Source organism: Anabaena lutea FACHB-196 (assembly GCF_014698305.1).
Classification (GTDB): Bacteria; Cyanobacteriota; Cyanobacteriia; order Cyanobacteriales; family Nostocaceae; genus Anabaena; species Anabaena lutea.
Window position 1 is genome coordinate 441,952 of the sequence record NZ_JACJST010000002.1, and the last position, 24,239, is coordinate 466,190.

24 protein-coding genes and 1 pseudogene are annotated in these 24,239 nt (G+C 40.0%); 8 read left to right on the top strand and 17 right to left on the bottom strand.

The genetic code is table 11. The features are described from left to right. Positions 1-8 precede the first annotated feature (8 nt). The 8 genes from H6G59_RS27230 to H6G59_RS04170 form a co-directional block, all read right to left on the bottom strand. On the bottom strand, positions 9-2,531 hold the full coding sequence (locus tag H6G59_RS27230) for a response regulator (protein WP_242038774.1): 2,523 nt from the start codon (positions 2,529-2,531) through the stop codon (positions 9-11). A gap of 153 nt (positions 2,532-2,684) precedes the next feature. After that, positions 2,685-3,143 carry a response regulator gene (locus H6G59_RS04140; protein WP_190711875.1) on the bottom strand — a complete coding sequence of 153 codons (459 nt, stop codon included), beginning with the start codon at positions 3,141-3,143 and terminating at the stop codon, positions 2,685-2,687. Further along, the gene (locus tag H6G59_RS04145; RefSeq protein WP_242038775.1) at positions 3,143-4,633 is read right to left on the bottom strand and encodes a sensor histidine kinase; all 1,491 of its coding nucleotides are present in this window, start codon (positions 4,631-4,633) and stop codon (positions 3,143-3,145) included. Before H6G59_RS04145 ends, H6G59_RS04140 begins: the two co-directional genes overlap by 1 nt. Before the next feature lie 138 nt (positions 4,634-4,771). After that, entirely contained in the window at positions 4,772-6,748 is a 1,977-nt protein-coding gene (locus H6G59_RS04150; protein WP_190711876.1) for a CHASE3 domain-containing protein, read from the bottom strand. Between the two features lie 305 nt (positions 6,749-7,053). Continuing rightward, positions 7,054-7,611 carry a DUF1634 domain-containing protein gene (locus H6G59_RS04155; protein WP_190711877.1) on the bottom strand — a complete coding sequence of 186 codons (558 nt, stop codon included), beginning with the start codon at positions 7,609-7,611 and terminating at the stop codon, positions 7,054-7,056. A gap of 2 nt (positions 7,612-7,613) precedes the next feature. Next, a complete protein-coding gene (locus H6G59_RS04160) occupies positions 7,614-8,450 on the bottom strand; it encodes a sulfite exporter TauE/SafE family protein (protein WP_190711878.1) in 837 nt (278 codons plus the stop codon). 397 nt (positions 8,451-8,847) lie between these two features. Next, positions 8,848-9,495 carry a cadmium resistance transporter gene (locus H6G59_RS04165; RefSeq protein ID WP_190711879.1) on the bottom strand — a complete coding sequence of 216 codons (648 nt, stop codon included), beginning with the start codon at positions 9,493-9,495 and terminating at the stop codon, positions 8,848-8,850. An 89-nt stretch (positions 9,496-9,584) separates the two neighbouring features. Next, positions 9,585-11,045 (bottom strand): APC family permease, encoded by a 1,461-nt coding sequence (locus tag H6G59_RS04170; RefSeq protein WP_190711880.1) that lies wholly within the window; start codon positions 11,043-11,045, stop codon positions 9,585-9,587. 644 nt (positions 11,046-11,689) lie between these two features. Between H6G59_RS04170 and H6G59_RS04175 the strand changes: the two genes are divergently transcribed. Further along, positions 11,690-12,343 (top strand): hypothetical protein, encoded by a 654-nt coding sequence (locus H6G59_RS04175; protein WP_190711881.1) that lies wholly within the window; start codon positions 11,690-11,692, stop codon positions 12,341-12,343. A gap of 187 nt (positions 12,344-12,530) precedes the next feature. Here H6G59_RS04175 and H6G59_RS04180 read toward each other — a convergent pair whose 3' ends face one another. Further along, positions 12,531-13,295 (bottom strand): phosphatase PAP2 family protein, encoded by a 765-nt coding sequence (locus H6G59_RS04180; protein WP_190711882.1) that lies wholly within the window; start codon positions 13,293-13,295, stop codon positions 12,531-12,533. Positions 13,296-13,626: 331 nt separating this feature from the next. On the opposite strand from H6G59_RS04180, the gene H6G59_RS04185 reads away from it, so the two are divergent. After that, positions 13,627-14,424 (top strand): sulfite exporter TauE/SafE family protein, encoded by a 798-nt coding sequence (locus tag H6G59_RS04185; RefSeq protein WP_190711883.1) that lies wholly within the window; start codon positions 13,627-13,629, stop codon positions 14,422-14,424. A gap of 36 nt (positions 14,425-14,460) precedes the next feature. On the opposite strand, the gene H6G59_RS04190 is transcribed toward H6G59_RS04185, so the two are convergent. Further along, the gene (locus H6G59_RS04190) at positions 14,461-15,126 is read right to left on the bottom strand and encodes a cadmium resistance transporter (protein ID WP_190711884.1); all 666 of its coding nucleotides are present in this window, start codon (positions 15,124-15,126) and stop codon (positions 14,461-14,463) included. Between the two features lie 70 nt (positions 15,127-15,196). On the opposite strand from H6G59_RS04190, the gene H6G59_RS04195 reads away from it, so the two are divergent. Then, positions 15,197-15,898, top strand: coding sequence for a cadmium resistance transporter (locus H6G59_RS04195; protein ID WP_190711885.1), 702 nt, complete (start codon positions 15,197-15,199; stop codon positions 15,896-15,898). Positions 15,899-15,982: 84 nt separating this feature from the next. Here the strand turns inward: H6G59_RS04195 and cysK are convergent, their stop codons facing one another. Both cysK and H6G59_RS04205 read right to left on the bottom strand, forming a co-directional pair. Further along, a complete protein-coding gene (cysK, locus tag H6G59_RS04200; protein WP_190711886.1) occupies positions 15,983-16,945 on the bottom strand; it encodes a cysteine synthase A in 963 nt (320 codons plus the stop codon). Positions 16,946-16,963: 18 nt separating this feature from the next. Continuing rightward, positions 16,964-17,446, bottom strand: coding sequence for an RrF2 family transcriptional regulator (locus tag H6G59_RS04205; protein ID WP_190711887.1), 483 nt, complete (start codon positions 17,444-17,446; stop codon positions 16,964-16,966). A 710-nt stretch (positions 17,447-18,156) separates the two neighbouring features. On the opposite strand from H6G59_RS04205, the gene H6G59_RS04210 reads away from it, so the two are divergent. Both H6G59_RS04210 and H6G59_RS04215 read left to right on the top strand, forming a co-directional pair. Next, positions 18,157-18,882 carry a cytochrome b/b6 domain-containing protein gene (locus H6G59_RS04210; protein ID WP_190711888.1) on the top strand — a complete coding sequence of 242 codons (726 nt, stop codon included), beginning with the start codon at positions 18,157-18,159 and terminating at the stop codon, positions 18,880-18,882. A gap of 153 nt (positions 18,883-19,035) precedes the next feature. Next, positions 19,036-19,623: a Crp/Fnr family transcriptional regulator gene (locus tag H6G59_RS04215; RefSeq protein WP_190711936.1), complete on the top strand. Its 588-nt coding sequence runs from the start codon at positions 19,036-19,038 to the stop codon at positions 19,621-19,623. Positions 19,624-19,632: 9 nt separating this feature from the next. On the opposite strand, the gene H6G59_RS04220 is transcribed toward H6G59_RS04215, so the two are convergent. Both H6G59_RS04220 and H6G59_RS04225 read right to left on the bottom strand, forming a co-directional pair. Beyond that, on the bottom strand, positions 19,633-20,289 hold the full coding sequence (locus H6G59_RS04220) for an NIL domain-containing protein (RefSeq protein WP_190711889.1): 657 nt from the start codon (positions 20,287-20,289) through the stop codon (positions 19,633-19,635). 361 nt (positions 20,290-20,650) lie between these two features. Then, positions 20,651-20,986, bottom strand: a complete 336-nt coding sequence (locus tag H6G59_RS04225; protein ID WP_190711890.1) for a ribbon-helix-helix domain-containing protein — start codon at positions 20,984-20,986, stop codon at positions 20,651-20,653. Between the two features lie 83 nt (positions 20,987-21,069). Here H6G59_RS04225 and H6G59_RS04230 point away from each other — a divergent pair, with 83 nt between their 5' ends. The 3 genes from H6G59_RS04230 (at position 21,070) to H6G59_RS04240 (ending at position 22,330) form a co-directional block, all read left to right on the top strand. After that, positions 21,070-21,309: a hypothetical protein gene (locus H6G59_RS04230; protein ID WP_339327920.1), complete on the top strand. Its 240-nt coding sequence runs from the start codon at positions 21,070-21,072 to the stop codon at positions 21,307-21,309. A 102-nt stretch (positions 21,310-21,411) separates the two neighbouring features. Further along, positions 21,412-21,918: an HNH endonuclease gene (locus tag H6G59_RS04235; protein WP_127054526.1), complete on the top strand. Its 507-nt coding sequence runs from the start codon at positions 21,412-21,414 to the stop codon at positions 21,916-21,918. Positions 21,919-21,934: 16 nt separating this feature from the next. Beyond that, entirely contained in the window at positions 21,935-22,330 is a 396-nt protein-coding gene (locus H6G59_RS04240) for an alr0857 family protein (protein WP_190711892.1), read from the top strand. A gap of 7 nt (positions 22,331-22,337) precedes the next feature. Here H6G59_RS04240 and H6G59_RS27235 read toward each other — a convergent pair. From H6G59_RS27235 to H6G59_RS04250, 3 genes and pseudogenes are all read right to left on the bottom strand, one after another. Then, positions 22,338-22,427, bottom strand: a pseudogene (locus H6G59_RS27235) (polysaccharide deacetylase family protein); the annotation flags it as partial. 346 nt (positions 22,428-22,773) lie between these two features. Continuing rightward, on the bottom strand, positions 22,774-23,625 hold the full coding sequence (locus H6G59_RS04245) for a polysaccharide deacetylase family protein (protein WP_190711893.1): 852 nt from the start codon (positions 23,623-23,625) through the stop codon (positions 22,774-22,776). Positions 23,626-23,786: 161 nt separating this feature from the next. After that, positions 23,787-24,083 (bottom strand): TRADD-N-associated membrane domain-containing protein, encoded by a 297-nt coding sequence (locus tag H6G59_RS04250; protein WP_190711894.1) that lies wholly within the window; start codon positions 24,081-24,083, stop codon positions 23,787-23,789. Positions 24,084-24,239 lie beyond the last annotated feature (156 nt).

Consider the following 24,239-nt stretch of genomic DNA (forward strand, 5'->3'; position numbering starts at 1 on the left):
TTTAGAAGTTACAAATTTTGCTTAAGTCGTCCCGCCAGATGAGCTACAGCCGCCACAAATTCATCAGGTTCTACAGGTTTAGCAATGTATTGTTGAAAACCAACTGCTAGAGCCTGTTGCCGATATTCCTCGGACGCGTAAGCTGTCAGGGCGATCGCTGGAGTGTGTCGATTATGCCCTTCCAGGCTCCGGACTCTACTCAGTAGCATATATCCATTTTCTTCGGGCATCCCAATATCAAACACAAACAGGTTAAATTGAGAATTGCAAACGGCTACCATCGCTTCCTGTGCTGAGGCAGCAACAACAACCTGTGCGCCTTCTTGCTCTAAAATAAAGGTCAGCAACTCTCGTAAGTCTGCCTCATCGTCAACAACTAATATTCGTAAGTCCGTAAGGCACAACTCATGATTCTGAGTTTGATGATGAATTTGGCTACCATGTGACATTGTAGTATTGCCTTCAGCTAGGTAATTTCTGTCTGAAGATTGTTTTGGCATCAACGGCAGTTTCACTGTGAAAGTAGCACCCTGTCCTTCACCTAAACTGGCTGCTTCAACAGTACCACCATGTAATTCCGCGAGATGGCGGACGATCGCTAATCCTAATCCTAAGCCTCCGTAAAAACGCGTTGTGGAACCATCCGCCTGTCGAAAGCGGTCAAATACAAAGGGCAGAAATTCAGCACTAATTCCAATGCCAGTATCTTGAACTATAATGTGGGCTTCTGTATCTACCTGCGCCAGCTGTACTAAGATATCGCCGGACTGAGGAGTAAACTTGACTGCATTTGACAACAAATTCCAAAAAATTTGTTGTAGTCGTGCTGCATCTCCTAATACTTTTCCTTCCACTAGGTTTAAATGCACTTCTAGGTGAATTGCTTTGGCTGTAATTGCCGGATGCAAGGAAATAATCACTGTTTTGATAATCGGTACTAAATCAACAGGGACAACCTGAAGAGGAAGTTTACCTCTAATAATCTGAGAAACATCTAATATATCTTCGACAATTTGCGTTTGAGCCTTGGCATTACGGACAATAGTTTCTAAAGCCCGTCTAGAAGTGCTGCTATTAGATATTTTGTTCAGCAGCATTTGCGACCAACCCAGAATGGCGTTGAGTGGGGTTCGTAATTCGTGGGATAGGGTAGCCAAAAACTCATCTTTTAATCGACTCGCAGTTTCGGCGGTAGTGCGATCGCGTTGTGCAACTAAGTATAAACGACCATTATCAATTGCCAAGGCCGCACGAGTGGCTAATTCCTCAGCAATGGATAAATCAAAACTGTTATAAGTTCGTCCTGACTCTGATGCAATTAATGTCAGAACTCCCAAAATCCGTCCTCGTGCCAATAACGGCACTATCATTGCTGACTTCAACCCTAGTTCCCGTAAAATGTGCAAATGTTCAGCATCACTGGCACTCACTACCAGTTGTTCGTCAGTAATAATTGGGTAAATTTCTGATTGTTTAGTTCGTAAAACATTAGTTACACCATGAGGTGTATTAGGATTAATGGGATAGCGACGTTGCAGTTCACGCGCCAATTCTACTTTTGCTGGATCTTGATGCACAACAGCAAAACGTCTCATACTGTCATCTTCTTCCAAAACATCCAGCACACACCAGTCAGCTAAGGATGGTACTGTTAAATCTGCCACATTGGCCAACGTTTTCTCGTAGTCAAGGGAAGAATTTAAGACTGCTCCAGCTTGTGCTAGTAGTTGTAAGGCTTCCTCCGAGCGTTTGCGATTAGTAATATTTTCGACTAACCCATCGATCACAACTTCACCATCTACATTGGTCAGAGTTTCGCTCCATTTGACCCAAAGGATAGTACCATCAGGTCGATGAAGTTTTCCTTCCGCAGTTCGTAACTGGTTTGGTTGTAATGCTTGCAGATCTGCCTCCGGCGATGGCGGAACGCCCACCTTCTCTGCGTTCGCGTAGCGTGTCGTAGACAGACGCTCCGCGAACGGTGATCGCTCCCCTTGATAATGAACCATATCTTGAGAACAGCAAAAAATCTCGCTTAAATGAAAATTTTGTGCTTGTGAGAGCGTACTCACCCCTATGAGGTGCAAAAAAGCATGGTTCGCTTCCAATAATTGCCCGTCCAATGTAGCGCGAAACACACCCACTTCTAACTGATTCAACAGAGAATTGAGACGAATTTCTAGGTGTGCCGCTTTGTGTCGAGCCTCTGTCCGTTCCACAGCCAGTTTGACAGCTGTTGCTAACCGAGAAGAGTGTTTGGGTGACTTCAGTACATAGTCATCCAACCCCGACTTCATCGCCTCTACTGCTACTTCCTGACTCCCGCTACTGGTGAACATCACAACTGGGCGGTTAGGATATCGTTGCTTGAAGGTTCGCAAAATCGTCAAACCATCAGTCCAGAGGATTTGGTAGTCAGTAACGACTATATCGAAAATACCTTTTTCTAGTGCCTGTGCTAAATCTTGCGGGTTTTTGATTTCCTCAATTTGTATATCAGCAAATTCTCGCTTCAGCTCACGAATTGCCAAAAGCCGATCATTCTCGCTGTCATCAATTAACAAAACGTGTAACATACAGGTGGGACTGGGAACTGGAGAGCAGGGGAAGCAGGGGGAGCAGGGGAAGCAGGGGGAGTAAGGGAAGCAGAAGAGAAAAACTAATAACCGATTCCTCACTCAGCACTAAAAATCTGATTCTTGTAAGTCGGGTCTTTCACTAATTGTTGTCCAATAGTTGTCAAATGCTTGAATCACTTCCACTAGGCGATCAAATGTAATGGGTTTCACTAAATAAGAATTAATTCCTAGTTCGTAGGCGCGATTAATGTCAGCAGATTGTTTAGAAGAGGTCAGTGCAATCACAGGTAAACGCTTGATACCCGGTTGTTGGCGCAACCACTCCAGTACCTCTAGTCCTGACTTGCGGGGGAGTTTTAAATCCAGCAGCATCAGCATGGGAAAAGGATAGACATGGCGATCGCTATAGTCACCTTTACCTAAAAGATAATGAATAGCCGCTTCCCCATCACCAACTACTTTGAGTTGATTGGCAATATTCGCCTTCCGAAACGCCCTTTCAATCAAAAAAACTTCATTATTGTTGTCATCTACTAATAAAATCGTACTCGACCCTGTGTACATTACTTTTCCTCATATAGTGGCAATTTGATCCAAAAGCAGCTACCTTTTCCAAGTTCCGACTGTACTCCAACTTTGCCTCCCATGCGCTCTACTCCTTTACAGACAAGGGCTAATCCAATGCCATTTCCTTTGTAAAAATCAGCACCATTTAATCGAATAAACGTTTGAAAAATACGTTGTTGATTTTCAGGAGCAATTCCAATACCATGATCTTTTACCCAAAAACAAACGGTTTGATCACTTGCTTCCGCCAAAATTTTGATTTGGGGTTGTGTATTAGGAGCAACAAATTTAATCGCATTACTCAACAAATTCAAGACGACTTGAATCAACATATAATAATTGCCCATTACAATCGGTAAAGGTCTGACAACGGTAATTGCTGCACCTTGCTCTTGAATTACTTCTCTTAACTGAGATAAAGCACTATCGACAATTGCATCCAATGCAACAGGCTGTAATAAAATTTCGGTACGGCTAAAACGGCTATAAACTAATAGATTTTGAATCAGGTCATCTAAAGTTTGTACTGCCGTTATAATGCGTTGCAAATAATCTTGACCTGTTGTTTCTAGGCGGTCGCCAAAATCTTCAAAAATTACTCTGGCAAATCCGTGAATGGTTCGTAGAGGCTCACGAATATCGTGAGACATAGAATAGGCAAATGTTTCTAAATCTTTATTGACTTGTTCTAGCTGTTGTGTACGTTCAACGACTCGCTGCTCCAAAGTTGCGTTGAGTTGTTGAATTTGTTGTTCCGCTTGAACACGCTCAGTTATATCTTCAACTAAACCATCAATTAATGTTGTTCCATCAAATTTACTCACGGATTCGTTCAGTAAAACCCAAACCTTACTGCCATCAGAACGTTGTAGCTCTACCTGTCTCTCCCACGGCTTAGACTGAGAATAATTACCAACTTGTAAAGCATAGTCATTTAAATTTACTTGTTGTTCTGTAGGAAAAGCTTCCAGTCCAATCAATTGCAAAAAAGCACTATTTGCTTCCAAAAGTTGTCCATCTGGTAATGCCCGAAATACACCAACATTCAACCGTTCTAAAAGCGATTGCAGCCGTAAATCTAACAGGAAACTTCTTTGACGTTCTTCAGTTCTTTCTAAAGCATTGCGGACAGCTACTCGCAGACGAAAATAGTGTTCTGGTGACTTAATTACATAGTCATCTAACCCCAGTTTCATAGCCTCAACAGCAATCTCTTGGCTACCTGTGTTGGTAAACATCACCACAGGCTTTTCTGGATAACGGGCTTTAATAGCCCGCAAAATTTCAATCCCATTTGTCCAAATTAGATGATAATCAGTAATTACTAAGTCAAAATTTACTGAATTAATTGATTGAACTAGTCCTTGTGCATCTATAATCTGCTCTACATCAACCTCGCCAAATTCTTGTTCTAATTGCCGAATGATTAATATTCGCTCATTTGGGCTATCATCAATCAGTAAAATTCGCAATGGCTGTTTCAACATTATTATTTAAACAAATTTCCTGAATGGAAATATCAATGTTCACACAAATGGTAAATTGACATACAGAAAACATACTAACCCATGTACTATCATAGATAAATTTTTTAATATTTATCAGAAATTTGTTCTGAGTTTAATTTAGTTAAAATTCGCTTTCGGTAGTTCCAACCAAAATCGACTTCCTTGATTTACATGGGATTCTACTCCCACTTGTCCACCCATACGCTCAATACCCTTACGCACAATAGCCAAACCGATTCCCGTACCTGGATAAGTTTCTGCTCCATTTAACCGTTCAAATACACGAAAGATGCGATCTGTATATTCTGCGGGTATGCCAATTCCGTTGTCCTCTACCCATAGACGTACCCACTGATGAGCTTGGGGTGATACTTCTGACAGTTGTAGCGAAATTTCTTCAGCCCAAATATGAATTTGCGGTTGTAATCCTGGCTTCACAAATTTAATGCCATTACTCAGCAGGTTAGCTATCACCTGAACCAGTGTTGTCTGATGTCCTATCACGCTAGGCATTTGTGCCTCAATCGTAATATTTGCTTGCTGCTGTTGAATTTTGGCTTTTAACTGGTTGAGTGCTGCCGAGATGACAACATTCAGATCAATTGCTTCTAGCTTTAGCTCAATGCGACTGATGCGGCTATATTTCAGCAGATCATCAATCAACTCATCCATGTGGTGGGCTGTATCATAAATACGATGAATGTATTCTTGTCCGTAAGTATCTAGGACATGGCTATAGTCTTCTAAAAATGCTTGGGTTAATCCCTGGAGTCCAACTAATGGTGTTCGGAGGTCGTGGGCGGTTGAGTAACTGAAGGATTCTAGTTCTGTGTAAGCATCCTGTAGTTGTGCTGTTCTTTCAATCACCCGTTGTTCCAACTCAGCTGTATAGCGTTGCAATTGTTCCCGAAGATGGGATTGGTGAATGGCGATCGCTAATTGATCAGCTACTTCTTGAACTATTTCGTGCGTTTCCCCATCAAAAGCCGCCCGTTGTGTCGCTGCTAAATTTAGCTCACCAATTAAGGTTTGTTCAACCTTCATCGGTACAGTAATGCAACTCAGATTTCCCGTGGTTAATAATCTATCTAAAATAGGGGGGCATTGCTCAACAATTGTCAAATCTTCAACATAACGGGTGAGTCCTTGTTGTAAAACTTCTGGTGGGGCAAAATCCTCAATCGCTAAAGTTGTTCCTTCAGGTGGTTTTAATTCCCCATCTGCACTACCTGCCAGCACTTGTCCTTTTCCGGTCTGAAAATCAAATAAGATGACGAAAGCTTGTTGAGAGGGGATAATCTGACGCAGGCGGGAAAGCGCAACACGAATCATATATTCTAAAGACTGAGCCGATAAAATGGCTTGGTCAATTTTATGCAGTTCGGCTAATCGTTCCGCCGAACGTTGAGAAATGTCTGTCTGCTGGTGGGCAACTGTCAAAGCCTGTTCATAGGTTCGAGAAACTAAGAGAATTTCCCGCCTGATTAAGTAAGCCAGAATACTACCAAGAACAAGTGTTAACCCAATACTTGTACCAATGACTATGCGGGTAGTCTGTCTAACAGCATCGGTGCGAGCATTCCGTAAACTTTCCTCTAAATGTATAAACTGGGTAATATGAGTGCGTATAGCATCCATTTGCTGCTTACGGGTGCTTAAAGCCATAATGGATATTGGTTCACCTCGCTGTCGTGATGCAATTAGGGAGGGTGCAGAAGTTTTCCATATCTCATAGTGCGATCGCAAGTGAGTTAAGTTTTGCGTTTGCTGGTGGTTATCTGCAACCAGATCAGCTAGGCGATTAAAGGCAGGATTAATCCGTGGACTTGCCTGTTGATAGGGTTCAAGAAATTCCAGTTCTCCAGATAAGAGATAACCTCGGATGCCAGTTTCCATATCAACAAGCAGTCGTTGGGTATAATTTGCTTGAGCAATCACTAGGTCTGTATGATCAACCCACTTAATTGTGGAGACCAATCGTGTAATTTGCCAAAGCGTAGCTCCTGTCAGCAAGAGCATCAAACCAATTGGTAAAGCGATCGCGTTGGTTAACCTACGTTTGAGATTAATTCTAGCAATATTAGGTAGAGCCATTTACTACATAGGCTAGAAGCCAAATAAGAATTTCTAGGAGTTTCAGCAATGTTACTTAGTGACAATTGCCCTATTACACCCGGACGTACCAATCTCAGCGTATCGGCTTAAGTAAGCTTATGACTTCTGTCAATAGAGATAATGCTGAGTGTGGGGCATTGGTGACAAGTTAAAGTTTCAGATGATTTAGTCATCTTTAGATGACTTCAGCTATGAGACTGGGAATGAATTCCCAGGCGGTACTGGGGGCAGATGCTCCGCCTCTATGCAAAAAGTTTTTATGTTTAATTAAGTTGATCAACTTATTAATAATAAGCCCCGACTAGACTATAAGTTAGACTAGCCAACACTATAGAGGTGATAATGACATAGATAAATTCTCGCCTGATGAGAAAACTAAATAAAGAAACAATTACACGCAAAATTGGGGTAGCAATTAATAGTAAAAGTCCCAATTGAATAATTCCACGCCGACTACCTGATAAAACCGCAGTAACTACACCTCCTGGGGAGCGAAACTCAGATTGTGTACCTCGAAAAAACTGATATTCAGCAGGTTCAGAACCGTGATGAATCAAATACAATATACCCCCAAATAAAACCACAGTACTAGCGATTAGAACACCATATTTAAGCAAATTACTCAGTAAATATTCTAATTCTTGCTCACTTTGAGTTTTTGTAAGTTTTTTATTACTATCCATCTCACAGTTATGATTTAACTGCCCCACATTACTAAGGCGATGTTCTTCTAACTGTTGAATATCAGAATCTATATCTTCTGGAGCTAAAGCTAGTGCAAAAATTTCCCGTTCTGTCTCTGCTGTCGTCGTCCACCGAAAACCAGAATTAATTTTATACATAATTACAGTCCCCCTATTAGACTGTTGTAGACCATCTTTAAAGCCATTACCAACAATACAAAACTGAAGATAATTCTCAAAATTTGTGTTTTAGCGCCGATTAAAATTCTGGCTCCCAAAAAAGCACCAGGTAGCACCCCCAACATAACTGGCATAGACAAACCAGGATCTATGTAACCTCGTGTTAGGTAAACCCCCGCAGATGCTGCGGCTGTAACGCCAATCATAAAATTACTAGTAGTGGTGGAAACTTTAAAAGGTAGACGCATGGCTTGATCCATTGCTAATACTTTAAATCCCCCTGAACCAATCCCCAACAAACCAGAAAGCACTCCAGCTACTAACATGATGCTAAAACCCGCTGGTAAAGAATGTACCTGATAAGGCATGAGTCCATCCGGGGTTGGGTAAGTACCATTGAGGTGGAGATATTCTGCTAAAGGCTCTACCGTCTCACTTTCAAAATGTTCTGGTCTAGGTCGTTGCGATAAATAAGCTGAATAAATTAGCACAACCGCCAGCACAATAGTCAGCATTTTTACTGTAATAAAACTGGCAATTAAAGCACCAACTATCGCGCCAGTTGTTGTGGCTACTTCTAAAAACATCCCCAAGCGCAGATTCGTGTAGCCTTTCCTGATATATGTAGATGCTGCACCCAAAGATGTAGCAATAACAGATACTAGTGAAGCACCGACAGCGTAACGTATATCAACTCCAAAGACAGAAGTTAATAACGGAACTATCACAACTCCACCGCCTAAGCCAGTTAAGGCTCCAACCAAGCCAGCACTAAATGATCCCAGCCACACTAATAAAGAAAATTCAAGTATGTTCAAATTATATCCCTCTTTTTTTTACAACTTATTTTTATAACTCCCAGAAATTTTGGTCTACTTTACAGATGAATTAGCAGATTGAATTTTGGAAAGCAAATAACTAAGATAATTATTCATTACGTAGCCAGCTTGTGCAGGCTAAATATTATTAGTAAAAAAAACTTAATTTTTCTCTACATTAACTAGTAAAGCACGGCGGAAATAAAGCTATGATTCCAAATCAACTAAGAAGTTCTCATCTCACAAGCTTTATTACTTTTGACTTCAACCTTGGTTTAAGTTAAGCAAACATTAAAAATTACTAAAAAACTTGTGTAATTTTCTTTTTTGATTTTTAATTCCGCAAAGCATTACTAGTTTCAGGCAATGATTATTACTGCAATTGACAAGCATATTGCTATAGGTGCCATTTCCATAAATTAAGCAGGCTGAAACTACCACTATCTAAGACAATAAAAGCACCAAGTCCCATTAAGACAAAAGGCATAAATTTATTACCGTATTGGGTGAAAATATCAGCAATTGCTCGATTGTGAGTTAATTTATATGCCATGTAGCATAAAACCCCTACCAGAAGAAAAAATACTCCCAGAATGATTAGCAAACTCTGCCAACTGCTGCTGGCAAATATTGGCACATAAATACTAATATTATCTGTCCCATTAGCGAAGGTAACAGCAGCCACAGTGTAAGTTTGCAGATTGAAAAATTTGGCTAAAAGTGATTGGGGAGAAACTTCTGCTACTGTTTCCACTTCCTCTGACTCATCTGCATCTCGGTTCAACAAACACTTGATACCAATAGCAATGGGTAATAAGCCAAATAACCCAATCCAAGGACGTGGTAAAATTAAACCTCCAAAAAAAGCCGGTAAACTGGCGAGTATTAAAGCTGAGAAACCTAAATACTGTCCAATCACAATATGCCAACGACGGAACTTTGAATTCACCTGAGAGAAAAATAACGTCAGGATAACTAAATCATCAATGTTCGTGGCACTGAAAGCAAATGACCCTGTACTAATTGCAGTAACTAACCCGCTCATATTAATTTTAGATTTTAGATTTTAGATTTTGGATTTTGGACTTTAGATTTAGATGGGAAGCGTTGTACTTAAATAAACCAACTAAAAAACTAATGGCTGTTCCTATCGGCAAATCTGGCATGAATATCTTCAATACCTTTACGCATACCTGCAACTAAATGTGGAGAACGTTGCCTTTTCAATGTGAACCAACCACAAGTAGCAACTATGTAAAGCAAAAATAAGTAAGGAAAGAAGTTATAAGGAGCTTCCGGTGCTGGAAACATCGTACTTCCAGGAATTCCCACACTCCCGACAACTGGAATCATCATGAATGCTACCGCCACAACTGAAAACACCACATCTCTAGTCCGGAGTTTTCTAATTTTGTGTAAGTACACAGGAGCCGCAATGGAAATCAGGATATAGACTGTTAAAAATCCATAACTACACATTGCTCCTAAATAACCCATACTCTCAAAGAGTTTGATATCAAATAGAGACATCACCGCAGGTATGAGAAATGTTAGAAATGAACACATCGTGACTGCAACGTGGGGTGTTCTGTTAGCTGCGTGGGCATTACCTAAAGAGGCATGAAACAAACCATGACGAGCCATTAAAAAGGCTACTCTAGCTGCTGGGTTGATACTTCCTAAAATGCAAGCAAAGAAGCTGAACAATGCACCCAAAGCCACTAATTCTCCTAAAAAACCAACTCCTGCTTGTTGGGAGAGGAAAGTTAGAGGCTCTTCACTGTTAGTAATGGATATGCCCGTACCCCTAAAGGCCATTACTTCTATATAAGTTGTACAAATAAAAAATAAACCTGCAAGTATTACACTGCCCATAACGGCTCTGGGTATTGTCCGCAATGGTTTTTTGGCTTCGTCACCCAAGCTTGTCGCACTTTCAAAGCCAGAAAAACCAAACATTACCAAAACCAGTCCCGTCGCTATGTTACCGGGAGTTACACCTGAAAGAGTCAATTGGGAAATATCGAGAGCAAAACCTTTGTGCGCCCAGATGATGATACATAAGACTGATATCAGGACAAGGGAAGCACCTTCTAACCACAACATTGCTACAGCTGAAAGTTGGATATCTTTATAAGCTGCATACCAGGAAATTCCTGCACCAATAGCTAAGAGTGTGATGCTGGAAGGATGAATGCCTAGATGACCTATTAACATTCCCGTAAAATTGCTAAATCCACACAGAACTGACATTCCAGTGAATAAATAAGCCAGTACTAGACTCCAACCGCAAATTACACCTGCTGTCGGGCCAAGACCTTTTGTGATGTAAGAGTAGAGGGAACCTGGAGAAGCAGAACGACTAGCAAATTGGTTGATGTTAATGCTGACAAATAATAGCCCTACTAAGCCAATCAGAAAACTTAACCAAGTACCGTTTCCTGATAATGCCACAATCAAGCCAATGTTAGATGCTGGTATTGTTGTGGGCGCAATTACTGCAAAAGATTGGGCTAATACTTCCGAAAAAGAAAGACAATCTGGCTTTAAGCCATGAATACTTTGATGAGATGAGGATGTAATTTCTTGTTTCATGTTGGAATTTATATCGTTTTCAATGGCGCTTATAACTATAGGTTTATAGGAATTTATAGTTATCTGCGGGTCAAATATTCTGCTGCATAAATCCTAAACTATCGCTTCTAGATAGTGGTATGTCTATGAAATGGTGCATCTATCCATAGTTGTATTTTTTAATTCAGGTTTAATACTACCCTAGGTATTTTGATTAATCAAGCATTTGTTAAAAATAAACCTTAAATCTTTTTAAATCATTTAATTTACAGTAAATGCATCGGATTAGTTCAAATTAATTGCTGTATTTTTAGCAGGTATTTTTTAAGTAAATTGCATGAAATTTGTGTTATCCAAAATACACTTTAAATGAATCGGAATTAGTAGCATTCTAGTTATGTAGAGGCATTAAACCTGCTGTATACAAGGCTTGTTAGACTTATAAAATTTTCTGGCTTAAAAAGTTTAGTATAAAAATAACAATATTATTTAGTCTTGCCAACCTATGTTTTAAATGGTATTATTAGGTGATAAATTACTATGCGAACAAATTTTAAGTATTGCTAAAACTTAATTTCTGAATCTTTTATTTTGTGGCTATGTATAATATTGACAATGACGAAAGATAGTCATAAGCTGCAAGTTGTAAAAGTTGAGACAAAGATATGAAACCCTTAAAATACGTTTTGATGGTGGCGGTATTGCTAGTAAATTTGATATTTACTGCACCTGTATTAGCCGATGCTCCAGAATTTCTCAAAAACCCTGATTACATAAATTTGAATCAAGAACTGAATCAGTTGAAAATTGCTAAAAAGACACAGGCTCAACTAGAAGGTGATACACCAGAAGCACTCGACCAAAAAATCAATGAATTAGAGTTTCAAAAAGTTGCCTTTGAGTCAGGAATTGACTGGGGGCAATGTAGTAATCAGACTGGTCAAACTCTAGCAATATATGGAACAGAACCAGATGCAGAAGATGATAATTACTCCTCTGGTGCAGCATTGTATTTTCTAGGTGATGGTAAGATAACTAAAGATAAATGGAATTGCAAAGGCATTTATCTACCAACTGATGTCACAGCTATTGCTTTAGGTCAAGATGGACAAAATCAAGAATTAACTGGTGGCGTTGTGATTAAGGTTCCCAACGGCATAAATGTAGTCTTGAAGACTAATCCAGAAACTGGAATAATTGAATTTAATCAAGCTGGAACAAAAATTCTCAAACCAGGTGAAGTGAACTGGTTTATCCCTAATGTATCGCAAGCAGTTGTAGATGCACGAGTTACTAATGCACCTACCAAAAAAGCTTAAATTAGGTCACTTTTGGGGATTAAATTCTAAAAATTACAGCCTTGGCGAATAGAATAGAGCTTCCGGTACGCCAAGGGTGTAGCTGACTGAGAGTAGGATACGCGGTTTGGCTCTATTTCCGTCAAGGTTTCAAATTCCTGCTGATCTGTTTTTGCCTCTCCCCATCTTGAGCCTCTCTTCCTGGAATTCAGTCCTGATCTATTAATTTTTTCTCTTCCGGTAGTAGGGAAGTTTCTTGTTGTGTGTTGGTATTTATGGTAGTTGTTGGTTGCCAATTAGGTTTGATAATTAAACTCACGCCAATAGCCCAAGCTAATGCAACCATCCAGCCGGCGAGAATATCACTGGGGAAGTGAACTCCCAGATAGAGACGTGTCCAAGCAATAGCGAAGAGAAACAAACTACCAAACATTACTACTAACCAGCGCCAAGGGCGATTCCAATTTAAAATTACCAAGATTGCTACCAATGTCATACTTGTCATCGCATGGCCACTAGGAAAAGCATAATCAAATTCTGGCGCTTTAGACTCCCACAGATGGGGACGCATTCGATGCATTAATTGTTTAGCGGTGCGGTTGATGAGGATGTTTCCGAATGCTGTAGTGACTAGATAAGTTAGAGATCGCCATCTTCGTTGCGTTAATAGTATCAGAGCGATCGCACTCAACACAGGTAAAACAGTCCTAAATGACCCAAACTTTGTCAGCACCACTGCTAAAATATCCAGTTGTGGCTGTGCTATAGAGTGAATGGCTAACAAAATCGGCACATCCCAGGGAAAGCCGCTCTCATTCTGCCATAACTTCACTGCCAAGATTTCAAAGACTTGCAAAGGTAAATAAACTCCCATAAACAGGAGTAACAGAGAACGCCAATGGGACAAAATTAGATTTTGGATAAACCTGCGTGGTGACTTACGCTCTGGATTAATGTTTTTCACCCAGTTCATTTTGATTGGTACTCACTTAGTGGATGTTTGCTCGGATTCTGTTTTAACGCGTTAACGTATTCATAATATCAATTCACTTCATTAAAACTACAAATTAATCTCCGTATAATAACGTCTGTTTGTATCAACTTTCAAGTAAAACGGTATAACTTAAGTCACAGACACTAGACATTTGATCATTTTTAAGTTTAAAATACGGTAATCCAATCGAGTTACCGTTTATTAGGATGCGGCTAGAAAAAGGTAAAAGCTATATAAAGTGCTTACAGCCTACTCTCCAGCTTCTTAAGTCAGAGAATCACCCTTACAAACCCCATTTCTGGGCAGGAGTATGAACTATTTATTACTACCGTTATTTAGCTTCTTCATTGGCATCATCGTTGGTTTAACAGGAATTGGGGGAGCCTCTCTCATTACCCCAATGTTGATTTTTGTGTTTCAAGTTCCCCCTTCCATTGCTGTCAGTTCTGACGTTGTCGCTGCCACACTCATGAAGGTAGTTGGTAGCATCAAGCACTGGGAACAGAAAACCCTCGATCCAGAAATAGTCAAATGGTTAGCAACAGGTAGTGTTTCTGGTTCAATGGTAGGAGTGGGAATCTTACACATGATCAGACAGAGTGGAACATCTAACCTAGATCACATTTTGTTGCGGTTACTGGGGGTCATGATTCTATTAGTCACTGTGTTAGCACTAATACAATTGTTGCTGATGACATTTTTCCCCAAATTCAATTTACCTGAACTGCCAAAATTAGATGTAAAAACCAAGTGGGGACGTTTTCTAACCATCACCATAGCAGCAGTTTTAGGATGTTTCGTGGGTTTAACCAGTGTCTCCTCTGGTTCCATGTTTGCTTTAGTTTTAATTGCCTTTTTTCGTCTCGATGCACGTAAATTAGTCGGTACAGATATTGCACAGGCGGCAATTTTATTGCTATTCACCTCTTTCGGACATCTAACATTAGGAACAGTTGATTGGAGTCTGGTTATACCAATATGGATAGGCTCAGTTCCAGGGGTATTACTAGGTGCTAAAATCTGTCAGATAACTCCTCAACGTCCACTGCGGTTTATTGTTTATGCCATCTTGATGATGGTAAGTTGGAAATTAGTTGCTCAAGCGTAATTTGATTGATATTTAATTTTATTTCCCTGAAATGTTTTAATTTCTCTGCGTCCAGGGTATTAAGTTAAATGTACCTCTTTCGTACATGATAAATAAACCTAAGCCAATTAACACAAAAGGCACAATAGCCTGACCATAGCGACTTAAAATATTAGCAATGGTAGCTTGACGGGTTAACAAGTAAGCAATATAGCACCAAACCCCGACCATAGCCAAAAATACACCTAAAATCACTCCTAAGCTGGCAAAGTCATGACCAGCAAATAAAGGTATATAAATACTAATATTGTCACCTCCATTAGCAATTGTTACAGCTGCAACTTTATAAGTTTGAGGATGCAAAATGCTCAATAGAAAAGATAATACCGGATTAGGGTGTGATGACTGTTTAAAATCAGTAGTCACCGTCTGAACTTCCGTAGTTTCTGATTCCCGATTTAGTAGTTGCTTCAAGCCAATGGCTATTGGTAATAGTCCTAATAATCCAATTATTTCTCGCTGGATGACTAAACCACCAAAAAACCCTGGTAAGCTGGCTAAAATAATGGCAGTAAAACCCAAATATTGCCCAATTACGATATGTCTACGTCGAAAATTACTATCTAGCTGTGAGAAAAACAGCAGCAGGATAACAATGTCATCAATATTAGTAGCTGCAAAGGCGATTATCCCTTCTGTAAAAGCTGTCTCAAGCCGATTCATGGTAGATTTTATCAAATATAATTGATCAACATAGCAATATTTGTCCCTATATGAAACAGTCCTAAATTAAATGAGTGAGTTAGTTACTACAATTACTACAGGGTTAATTACATTTAGCGCCACGAATATTGATGATATTCTCATTCTCCTGCTGTTTTTTTCTCAGGTAAATGCTACTTTACGTCCCCATCATATTGTTGCAGGTCAGTATTTAGGTTTCATTGTTCTAGTCATTCTCAGTTTACCTGGTTTCTTTGGTGGTTTAATCTTCCCAGCAGAATGGATGGGATTACTGGGTTTAATACCTATCGTCATCGGTATCAGCAGCTTGGTGAATCAGGAAACAGATTCCTTTGCAGAAATAACAGATGAAATCCTACTTTCTGAAACCTCCACTATTACTAATTTTTTAAATCCCCAAACGTACACAGTAGCATCTTTAACGGTTGCTAATGGGAGTGATAATATTAGCATTTATGTGCCATTATTTGCTAATAATAACTTATGTAGTTTGTTGGTAACTATAAGTTTATTTTTTTTACTATTAGCAGTTTGGTGCTATGCCGCATACAAGCTAACCCATCAGAGAGGGATTGCAGAGATTTTTACAGGCTATGGTAATCATCTCGTACCTTTTATACTGATGGGTTTAGGTGCTTTTATCGTTTTGAAAGGTGGAGCTTTAAGTCCAATAAAGCTAGTTGCTAGTTGTATTTGCTTACTAGTTTTGCTGAAAAAAAATGATTATCCCCATGAAATTGGAGACAATTAAGTTACAGCCGATAGTTAGGCACAGGTTTACGCATTTTTTCAAAAATCACAACGACTTTTCTGCTCCCGGCCTCCTCCGGCTGTATTAAACTTTAGTCAACCATTCATTTTCTTCTAGTTCTTTAAATAGGGAAGTGCTGAGGTAGCGTTCACCGAAGCTAGGCTGAATCATCACAATCAACTTACCTACGTTTTCTGGACGCTGTGCTAATTGGATTGCAGCCAATAAAGCCGCACCAGCAGAAATGCCCGATAGCAATCCTTCTTCCTTGGCTAAACGACGACTGTAAGCGATCGCTTGGTCATCTGTCACCTGAATAACTTCATCTATGAATTCTGCACGGTAAATTGCAGGGATAAATCCTGGGCCAATACCCTGAATCTTGTGTGGGCCTGCTTTTCCTCCTCCTAAAACAGGACTCGTGGTTGGTTCCACCGCAACGGCTTGAAAACTGGGTTTCCGTTGTTTAATCACTTCTGAAACTCCCGTAATTGTCCCCCCAGTACCCACTCCTGCTACGAGAATATCAACTTCTCCGTCCGTATCTTCCCAAATTTCTTCCGCTGTGGTGCGAGCATGAACTCTAGGGTTAGCAGGGTTACGGAACTGTTGCAACATATAGGCGTTAGGCGTTCTCGCTACAATTTCCTCGGCTCTGCCTATAGCCCCACGCATTCCTTCCACCCCCGGCGTTAATTCCAATTGAGCGCCATAGGCTTTCAGCATCAACCGCCGTTCTTGGCTCATTGTATCCGGCATGGTAAGAATCAAATGATAGCCTTTTGCAGCCGCTACCATTGCCAAGGCAATTCCCGTGTTACCAGAAGTTGGCTCTACTAGAGTAGTTTTTCCAGGGTGAATAAAACCCGCTTCTTCTGCCGCTTCCACCATGCTCACACCAATCCGATCTTTAACGGAAGCAGATGGATTCATGCTTTCTAGTTTGACGACAATTCGCGCCACTGCACCCTCAGCTTGGGGAATCTTGTTTAACTGAACAAGAGGAGTTTTTCCGACTAACTCGGTGATATTTTTTGCTATTCGCATAGGTGTACCCTTTGATGGCTAAATGTAATACATGGGATTTTGTTGGGCGCGAGTCTCTCTTTGCTGACATAAGTCTTGGAGTGTAAAGCTACGCAAAACTTCAATTGAAGCTATATTGGCTTGTTCCCAGACTTCATGAACCAGAGTTTTTTCTAGAGTGGTAGACTCCGAGGCTTCTTTCTCTTTCCGCTCACCTTCTACCAAAGTGACAATTTCTAACAAAGTGATCTGCCAAGGTTCACGCACTAAAACGAAACCTCCTTTAGAGCCTCGCTGACTCTGCACCACACCAGCACGGCGCAGGTGAGTGAGAATTTGTTCTAGATAGCGTTCTGGTATGGGTTGCTTGGCAGTTATCTCGCTCATTGTCCGAGGCACTTTTTTGTCATGGTGGCTTGCCAGTTCTAACAGTGCCAGTAGTGCATATTCGACTTTGGCTGAAAGATCCAGGAGGGTGTAATTTTGGCTATTCAAGTCTGTATTCAGTATAGTGCGGTACATTGATAGATTTATCGTGGTTTTTGCGAAATTAATTTTTATTTAAGTGTTAGATGTCATATCATCCCACTTAAACATATTTAACTATCATAATTCTATCGACTTGCCGTGGATTATTCTACAGAATTCTTAATCATGGGTCATCTTTCAGGGAAATTATCCAGAATATGGGAAGAAGAAGGAAAACGCCATTTTTCGCCAGATCCACTTCAGTTCATAACTGGTATAAACTCAGACTCAATTTCCCTGTGTTCGCACAGCCTATAGCAAAGAAACTTTCCCCGTGTCTCCTGCTGGCCGAGTTTCTAGATTGTGCAGTAATTTACCGAAATAGTGCTGTTAGCGGTAGCTCGGCGTTTAGTCAGTACTGAGTAACTAGTACAACAGTCCGTAAGTTAAGCAAGCATTAAAAATACTGAAAAAGCCTGTTTAATCTACTTTTTTAATTTTTAATTGTTAATTTTTAATTCCGAGAAAGCGGTACTAGTAATGAGTGATAATCCTATTTAGAACTCAGCACAAATAGGTCTAAAGCCCCTGAATTCATTCATGGAAGAAGGAAAAATGTTTATTTCAAGATTATTGCCAGAGAAATAATGCTTCCTTGTTTCAGTCCCCTAACTTTAGTTATGGGGTTACTCGGTACTCCTGAAGAATTACGAATTAATATCTATGGCAAAATTAGACAATTGAAAAACTTACCCCATTAGCTTATGAATCGTTCAGCACCCTATCAACCCTTGATATTGCGAATCCTGCATGGTTTGAGCGGGATTTTAGCAATTGGCGCAATTATTAGCGGATTCCTTGTTTACAATACTTTTGATAAAAGATTTGGCCAAATCCCTATTCCCAAAATTAATCCCATACAGGATATTCACGGGACATTGGGGCTATTTTTCTTAATTTTACTCCCAGTTTTCGCTCTTTATAGCTTTCATGCTGGAAAAAGACGCTTACTACAACCAGACTCAATCCAAAAACTGACTCAAATTGGTAAACCAACTTGGTGGGTTAGCCTGCAACGTTTAGTAAATACTAAAATTTTAATTGCTGCTGTTTTAGCAGTAATATCTGGCAGAATGATGAAGGAAGAATGGCTACCTACAGGAGAACTTGATCATATTTGGTATTATCTTCACCTCATAGCTTGGGTGATTATGATTTGTTTTGTAGCCATTCATGTTTTGATGTCGGCTAAAGTTGGTGGTGTACCATTATTACTATCAATATTGTCATGGAAATTCCGCCCAGAAGATAGTCCTGCTAACTGGTATAGTCTTTTGTGCGGTTGGTTGAGTAATTTTCCCAATAATTTTAGAGAAGAAATTAATCAGTTTATAGCGAGTAGTTTATTAATAAAAATTATCGAGGTGATTGTATTGGGTGGAATTATGGCAGCATTTGTTTTACCGCTGTTCTTTTCTGGTGGAGAATAAGATCCATCAGACTCCCCACTGTTCGCGCAGCGTCTGGTAGAGAAACTTTCCTCTTGTCTCCTGCTGTCCGAGTTTCTAGATGATGCAGAAATTTAGAAGCTGATATTATGTATACTACGGTTAGTACATCGGCAAACTGTAAGATAGAAGATGATGTCATTATACACAGGTCTTACCCAGTCAGCTACTAAAAATTCTCGGCAGCATTTTACACGGAGATCTCTATTGCCAAATCAGAAACATACTCTTTGGAAAATAGAAAGCGGTTTTGTCAGGACTTTTACTTATCTAGAAGACGGTACAACAGTAGCTTTGGGATTGTGGGGACCAGGTGATGTTGTTAGTAGAGATATTTCTAGAATGAACCCCTATCAGATGGAGTGCTTGACAAAAGTAGAGGCGATTGCTTTACCTTTGGAGGAGTGGACTGAATTGGCAGAAACTTTGCTGAATCATATCCAACAAGCAGAAGAATTGATGGTGATTCGTAGTCACAAAAAAGTGGAAACTATGCTGATTAAATTATTAGCATGGCTATCACAAAAGTTTGGTTCAGAAATGGCGCAAGGACGTTTAATAGATATGCGTCTAACCCATGAAGACTTGGCAGAACTAATTGGTTCAACTCGTGTCACAATCACTCGTCTGCTGGGACAATTGGAGCAAGAGGGTTTGATTGATAGGCTATCTCTAAATCGAATTATGGTGAGAGAAGAGGATATTTGGTATTATGAGATTTAGACAATGAAGCTATTGACTTAAATTGCGATCGCTATAAAATTTAGACAAATCTAACCACAGAGGTAGACCGAGGGTTTCTAAATAAATCAAACTGGAGTAGATTTGGTTTTTTCTTCCCCACAAATCTAGGTCAAACCAACCATCATCTTCTTCATTGGGAGGGAGTAAGGCGTTGGTAATGTTGACTGTTAAACCATAGCGAGAAACTAACTGGGAAATGATAGGTTTCTCATGATAGGCTTTGAGAATGCATAATTGTAAGCGGACTCTATTGGTCTGACCTGTAGAGATCAATTGCTGGAATTCTTCTGGCCACTGAGTTTTGACGCGTCCGAGCTTTTGGAAAATCAAATTTTTATCTATATTGGGAAAATACGGTTGGTTTTGTGGAGATTGAATTTGGTTTGCGATCGCTATTTGTGCTAAATTTACTCCCAATTCTTGCAAGTAAGATAAGCTATTTACTAGTTTTTGGGGATTACCAGAAATTTCCAAATCAAACCAACCTTCGTTATCACTGCCTGATATTAGTGACGCGGCTTTAATATTCACAGTCAGGCTGTAACGGGAAACTAAGCGAGAAATCACTGGTTGCCTCTGATAATGCTGAGGCACGAGAATGCAACTTTTAACTGGTGTGGATGTTAAAGATTGATTGGCAGACATCAAAGCTAATCCCCTCAACAGCGTCCGACTGGATTTGAGTAAAGTATGAATTCGGGATTTTCTAGGTACTAAAGTTTGATTTTTTCACGATTAACTTCCAATAGCTATCTATCGGAAGGTAGTTATCGAAAATTTGCGTTTAAAACCCCTTAGAGACTTCCAACTAAAAAAATATCCCGTCGTTGTAACGGCAGGGGGGCGGGGAGCAGGGAGCAGGGGGAAGAAAAGTCGCTTTGATTTGGTGAAATTGGATCATCTTTTTTGTGGAGTTCTCTTAGCAATTAGTAATTGGCATATGGTGTGGCTTTACACCACACCATATCCAGTATGTTCCCTGTTACCAAAAAATAAGACTAATGTACTAGATAGCCAGACTCTCGACACTCAGAGGAACCATATCGCCATTTCTTGTTAATCCCAGTAACATGGGCTGTTGAGGTTGAATTGATGTACCTGTAAGTACACATCGCTCTTCTTGCTGTGCAGTAGCAGGAATACTGGCTCGAATATCTGCGCGTGAAAATCGCGGTTTCCACTCACCTGATTTTTGCTGTACATAATTCCAGAGGATATCTCTAATCAGAGCTTGATATCCCTGATTGCCAGCTATCTCTTTGAGTTTATCTTTCAGTTCCCGCTCCAAACGGATGCTGGTGACTTCCATATCGGTGGTTGAGGTGCGTGCGATTGTCTGCATGATTTTTTCTCCTTATAACTATAGACAGGATAGTAATACAAGTGTAGTATGTTTAAAGAAATGTTCAATAGGTGAAATTTTCCGTGAAATCCATTTACCCCATCTCTACTTCTTCGCGTGTCGCCCAATTCCCTGGCAGTTGGGAATTTGGTGCTGCGGAAGTGGAGTATTTATCTATAAGTGCCGATAGCCAGCATCAAGGGCAAAACACAGAGGGTAATGATGATTTTTATTATGATCCTAGATATATCAGCCTAAATGTGCTGAATAGCAAACCAGAACTAGATGTAAGAAGCGGGAGGTACAAGCGAAGAAATGCTTGACCACAATAAGACCAGAAAGCCATCAGGTCAATTTCTAACCCCCGCTTCATCTAAATCAGAAGTGGGGGTTTTTTAATAAGGAGTCAGGCTGTGACGAGCGCAATGCGAATGTTAGAGCAATCCGTAGTGGTGTTTTCTCAAAATTACTTGCCACTGTGTCGGGTAAATATCAAGCGAGCGATTGTGTTGTTAGTGACCAATAAGGCAGAACCGGTGGATTTTTCCACAGAAGACGGCTGGTTAATTCACTCACCTAGCTTGGTAATTTCTGTACCCAAGCACATCCGCCTAAAAATTGCTGCTGCTGAACGGATGTGGAAAGTTCCCCCAGTCAATCGGCGGGAAGTGCTGCGACGAGATCACCATAATTGTCAATATTGCGGTAGCAAGAAACATCTAACGCTAGATCATGTGATTCCGCGTTCTAAAGGCGGTCCACATACCTGGGATAACGTAGTCACAGCTTGTGAAAGATGTAACTCTCGTAAAGGCGATAAGACTCCAGCTGAAGTTGGTATGCAACTGCGGAGCAAGCCAAAACCACCAATTCACCCAGCTGTTTCTTTTGCGGAAAAGTTTTGGGTTGATATCCAAGCAAACCTGGAATAACAGGAGAGCATAGAAAATGCTTAAATTAACTTACACTGAAGGGAGCTTTTTTTTAGAGTGTCTTACTCTGCCAATAGAGGAATGGGTGGCGCAAAGAGCGATTTTTGCACTACGGGTTGGTCAACCTCTCTGCTGTGAACCTAGTACAGCTTCCTTTTTGCTTCCTGTTGATTTACCGGGAGTAGAAAGGCTGAAGTTGGAGGTGCAACGAAATGATAGTGAAATCATTGCCCTGTGTACTGGTGATGCTGAATATCTGGAAGTGACGCTCCAAGGTTCTTGGTTATCAGATGGTGCTGATGATGCTGTGGGCGTGTTTGTGACTACTATGAGCGATCGCACCGAGTTCTTTTTAAATAAACTTTGGCATGAGTCTCAAGTTTGTGATTCTGTTAAAAGTGCTGAATGTTGATTAGCGATTATTGTTGCATTTTTAATAATTCAGGAAGTGTGACAAATCGGTAGCCTTGCTGTTTGAGTCTATTGATGATTTCTGGCAAGGCTTTGACTTAAAGTTATGTATTATATAGCAGGAGTCAGGAGACGCTTCGCAGACCTCCGGTTCAGGAGTAAAACCCTCTTGTAGTAAGAGTTTCATTATCAATTGATGTCCTAACCACCCTGTCCACGGCTATAGCAATTCCCATTCAAGTGAGGTACAAGCAGTAATAATTAAACGCAGCGAAAAGTTCCTCGTAGCCGGGTTTCCCGGCGTAGGAACGCCACTTTGCACAACGGGGGGAACCCCCGCAAGCAAGTGGCTCAACTTTTCAAGACAGATGGACGCAGATATAGCTTGCTTCCCGCAGGGTACGCAGATAATTTTGTACTTCATTAGACTAGGAAATGCTATATCTATTTTTCCATTTCTAATAATTCAGGAATGGTAACAAATCTATAACCTTGTTGTTTTAGTCCAGTGATAATTTCTGGTAAGGCTTTGACAGTTCTTTCACGATTTCCTCCACCATCATGCATTAACACAATTGCTCCTGGTTTTGCACCTTTAACAACATTTTTCACAAATACTTGATATTTTGCACGAGGATCGGTGTCTGCTGAAGTCAATGACCACATGACAACAGAGTTTTTTTGACTTTTAGCATAAGTGGCTAATCCGTTGTTTAAATAGCCTCCTGGTGGACGGAATATAGATGTTTTTACACCTGTTGTTTGATAGATTAATTCATTGGTTTTTTCAATTTCATTTTTAGCTGTGGCTGCATCCATGCGTTTATATAAATGATTCCAGGTATGATTTCCAATAGCGTGTCCTTCCGCTACAACTCGTTTGGCGATTTCGGGATTGGATTTTAAGGCACTTCCTACCCAAAAAAATGTGGCTTTCACATCATTTTGTTTGAGGATATCCAACATTTCTACTGTGGTTTTTGGCCAGGGTCCATCATCAATAGTTAAAGCAATGACTTTCTCCTTGTTTCTGGGTTCGACTTTATAAACTGTCTTTCCTTGGAATTTAGCAGGAACGGTAAAATTCAGGTTTTCGATTTTAGCTGGTGGTTGTGATTTTGTATTTGCTTGATTTTCAGGAATGGCAACTTTTAATGGTTGGCTGTTTGTTTTTAATTCGGTTTTGATTTCGGTGTTGTTACAAGCGGCTAAAAATAATGCTATTGTTGCAATACTAATTATTTTTATTGTTTTGTTATCATTGTTGATGGAAGTAGAATTATAACTTGGCGGCATAAAGTTTTATGATATATTTCACAGCATGGGAATTTAAGCTTTTACAGTTTTAACAGAAAATCTAAATTTGGGGTAGTTTCGACTGGGAATTAATTCCCAGTCTCATAGCTGAAGTCATCTAAAGATGACTAAATAATTTGCAGCATGGTAACTGATATTAATTAATGATCTTCCTTTATGTCTTTCAACATATCAAATAATTCATCTTTGGTTTGTTTTGCATATTGAATGCTAGTCATGGTAGCTAAAGCACCCACACCTGTTGTTAAAGTTGCTTCTGAAATTTTACCAAAGTATAGCAAACCAACACCGCCTAAAGCCATCATGGCAGAAGCAGCAACTACACCAGCAGCAATGTAAGAGGCTAATTTATACCGGTCGATTATTACTTGCTGCGCTTCTACTTTGATTTTGACTAGATCATCATTATTGTGGTTGTTGAAGAAGTTAAAAGACATAACTATCTAATTTTGTTTAAGGTTTAAGTTTGCTTGTGGATTTTTTACACATCTTTATCTTGTCATCAATTTCAAGCAATAAAGTTGGTCAAAAGTATAGAGATAGGTATATTAGAAGTACATATAAACGAAGTATATCCAAAGTACATTTAAGGT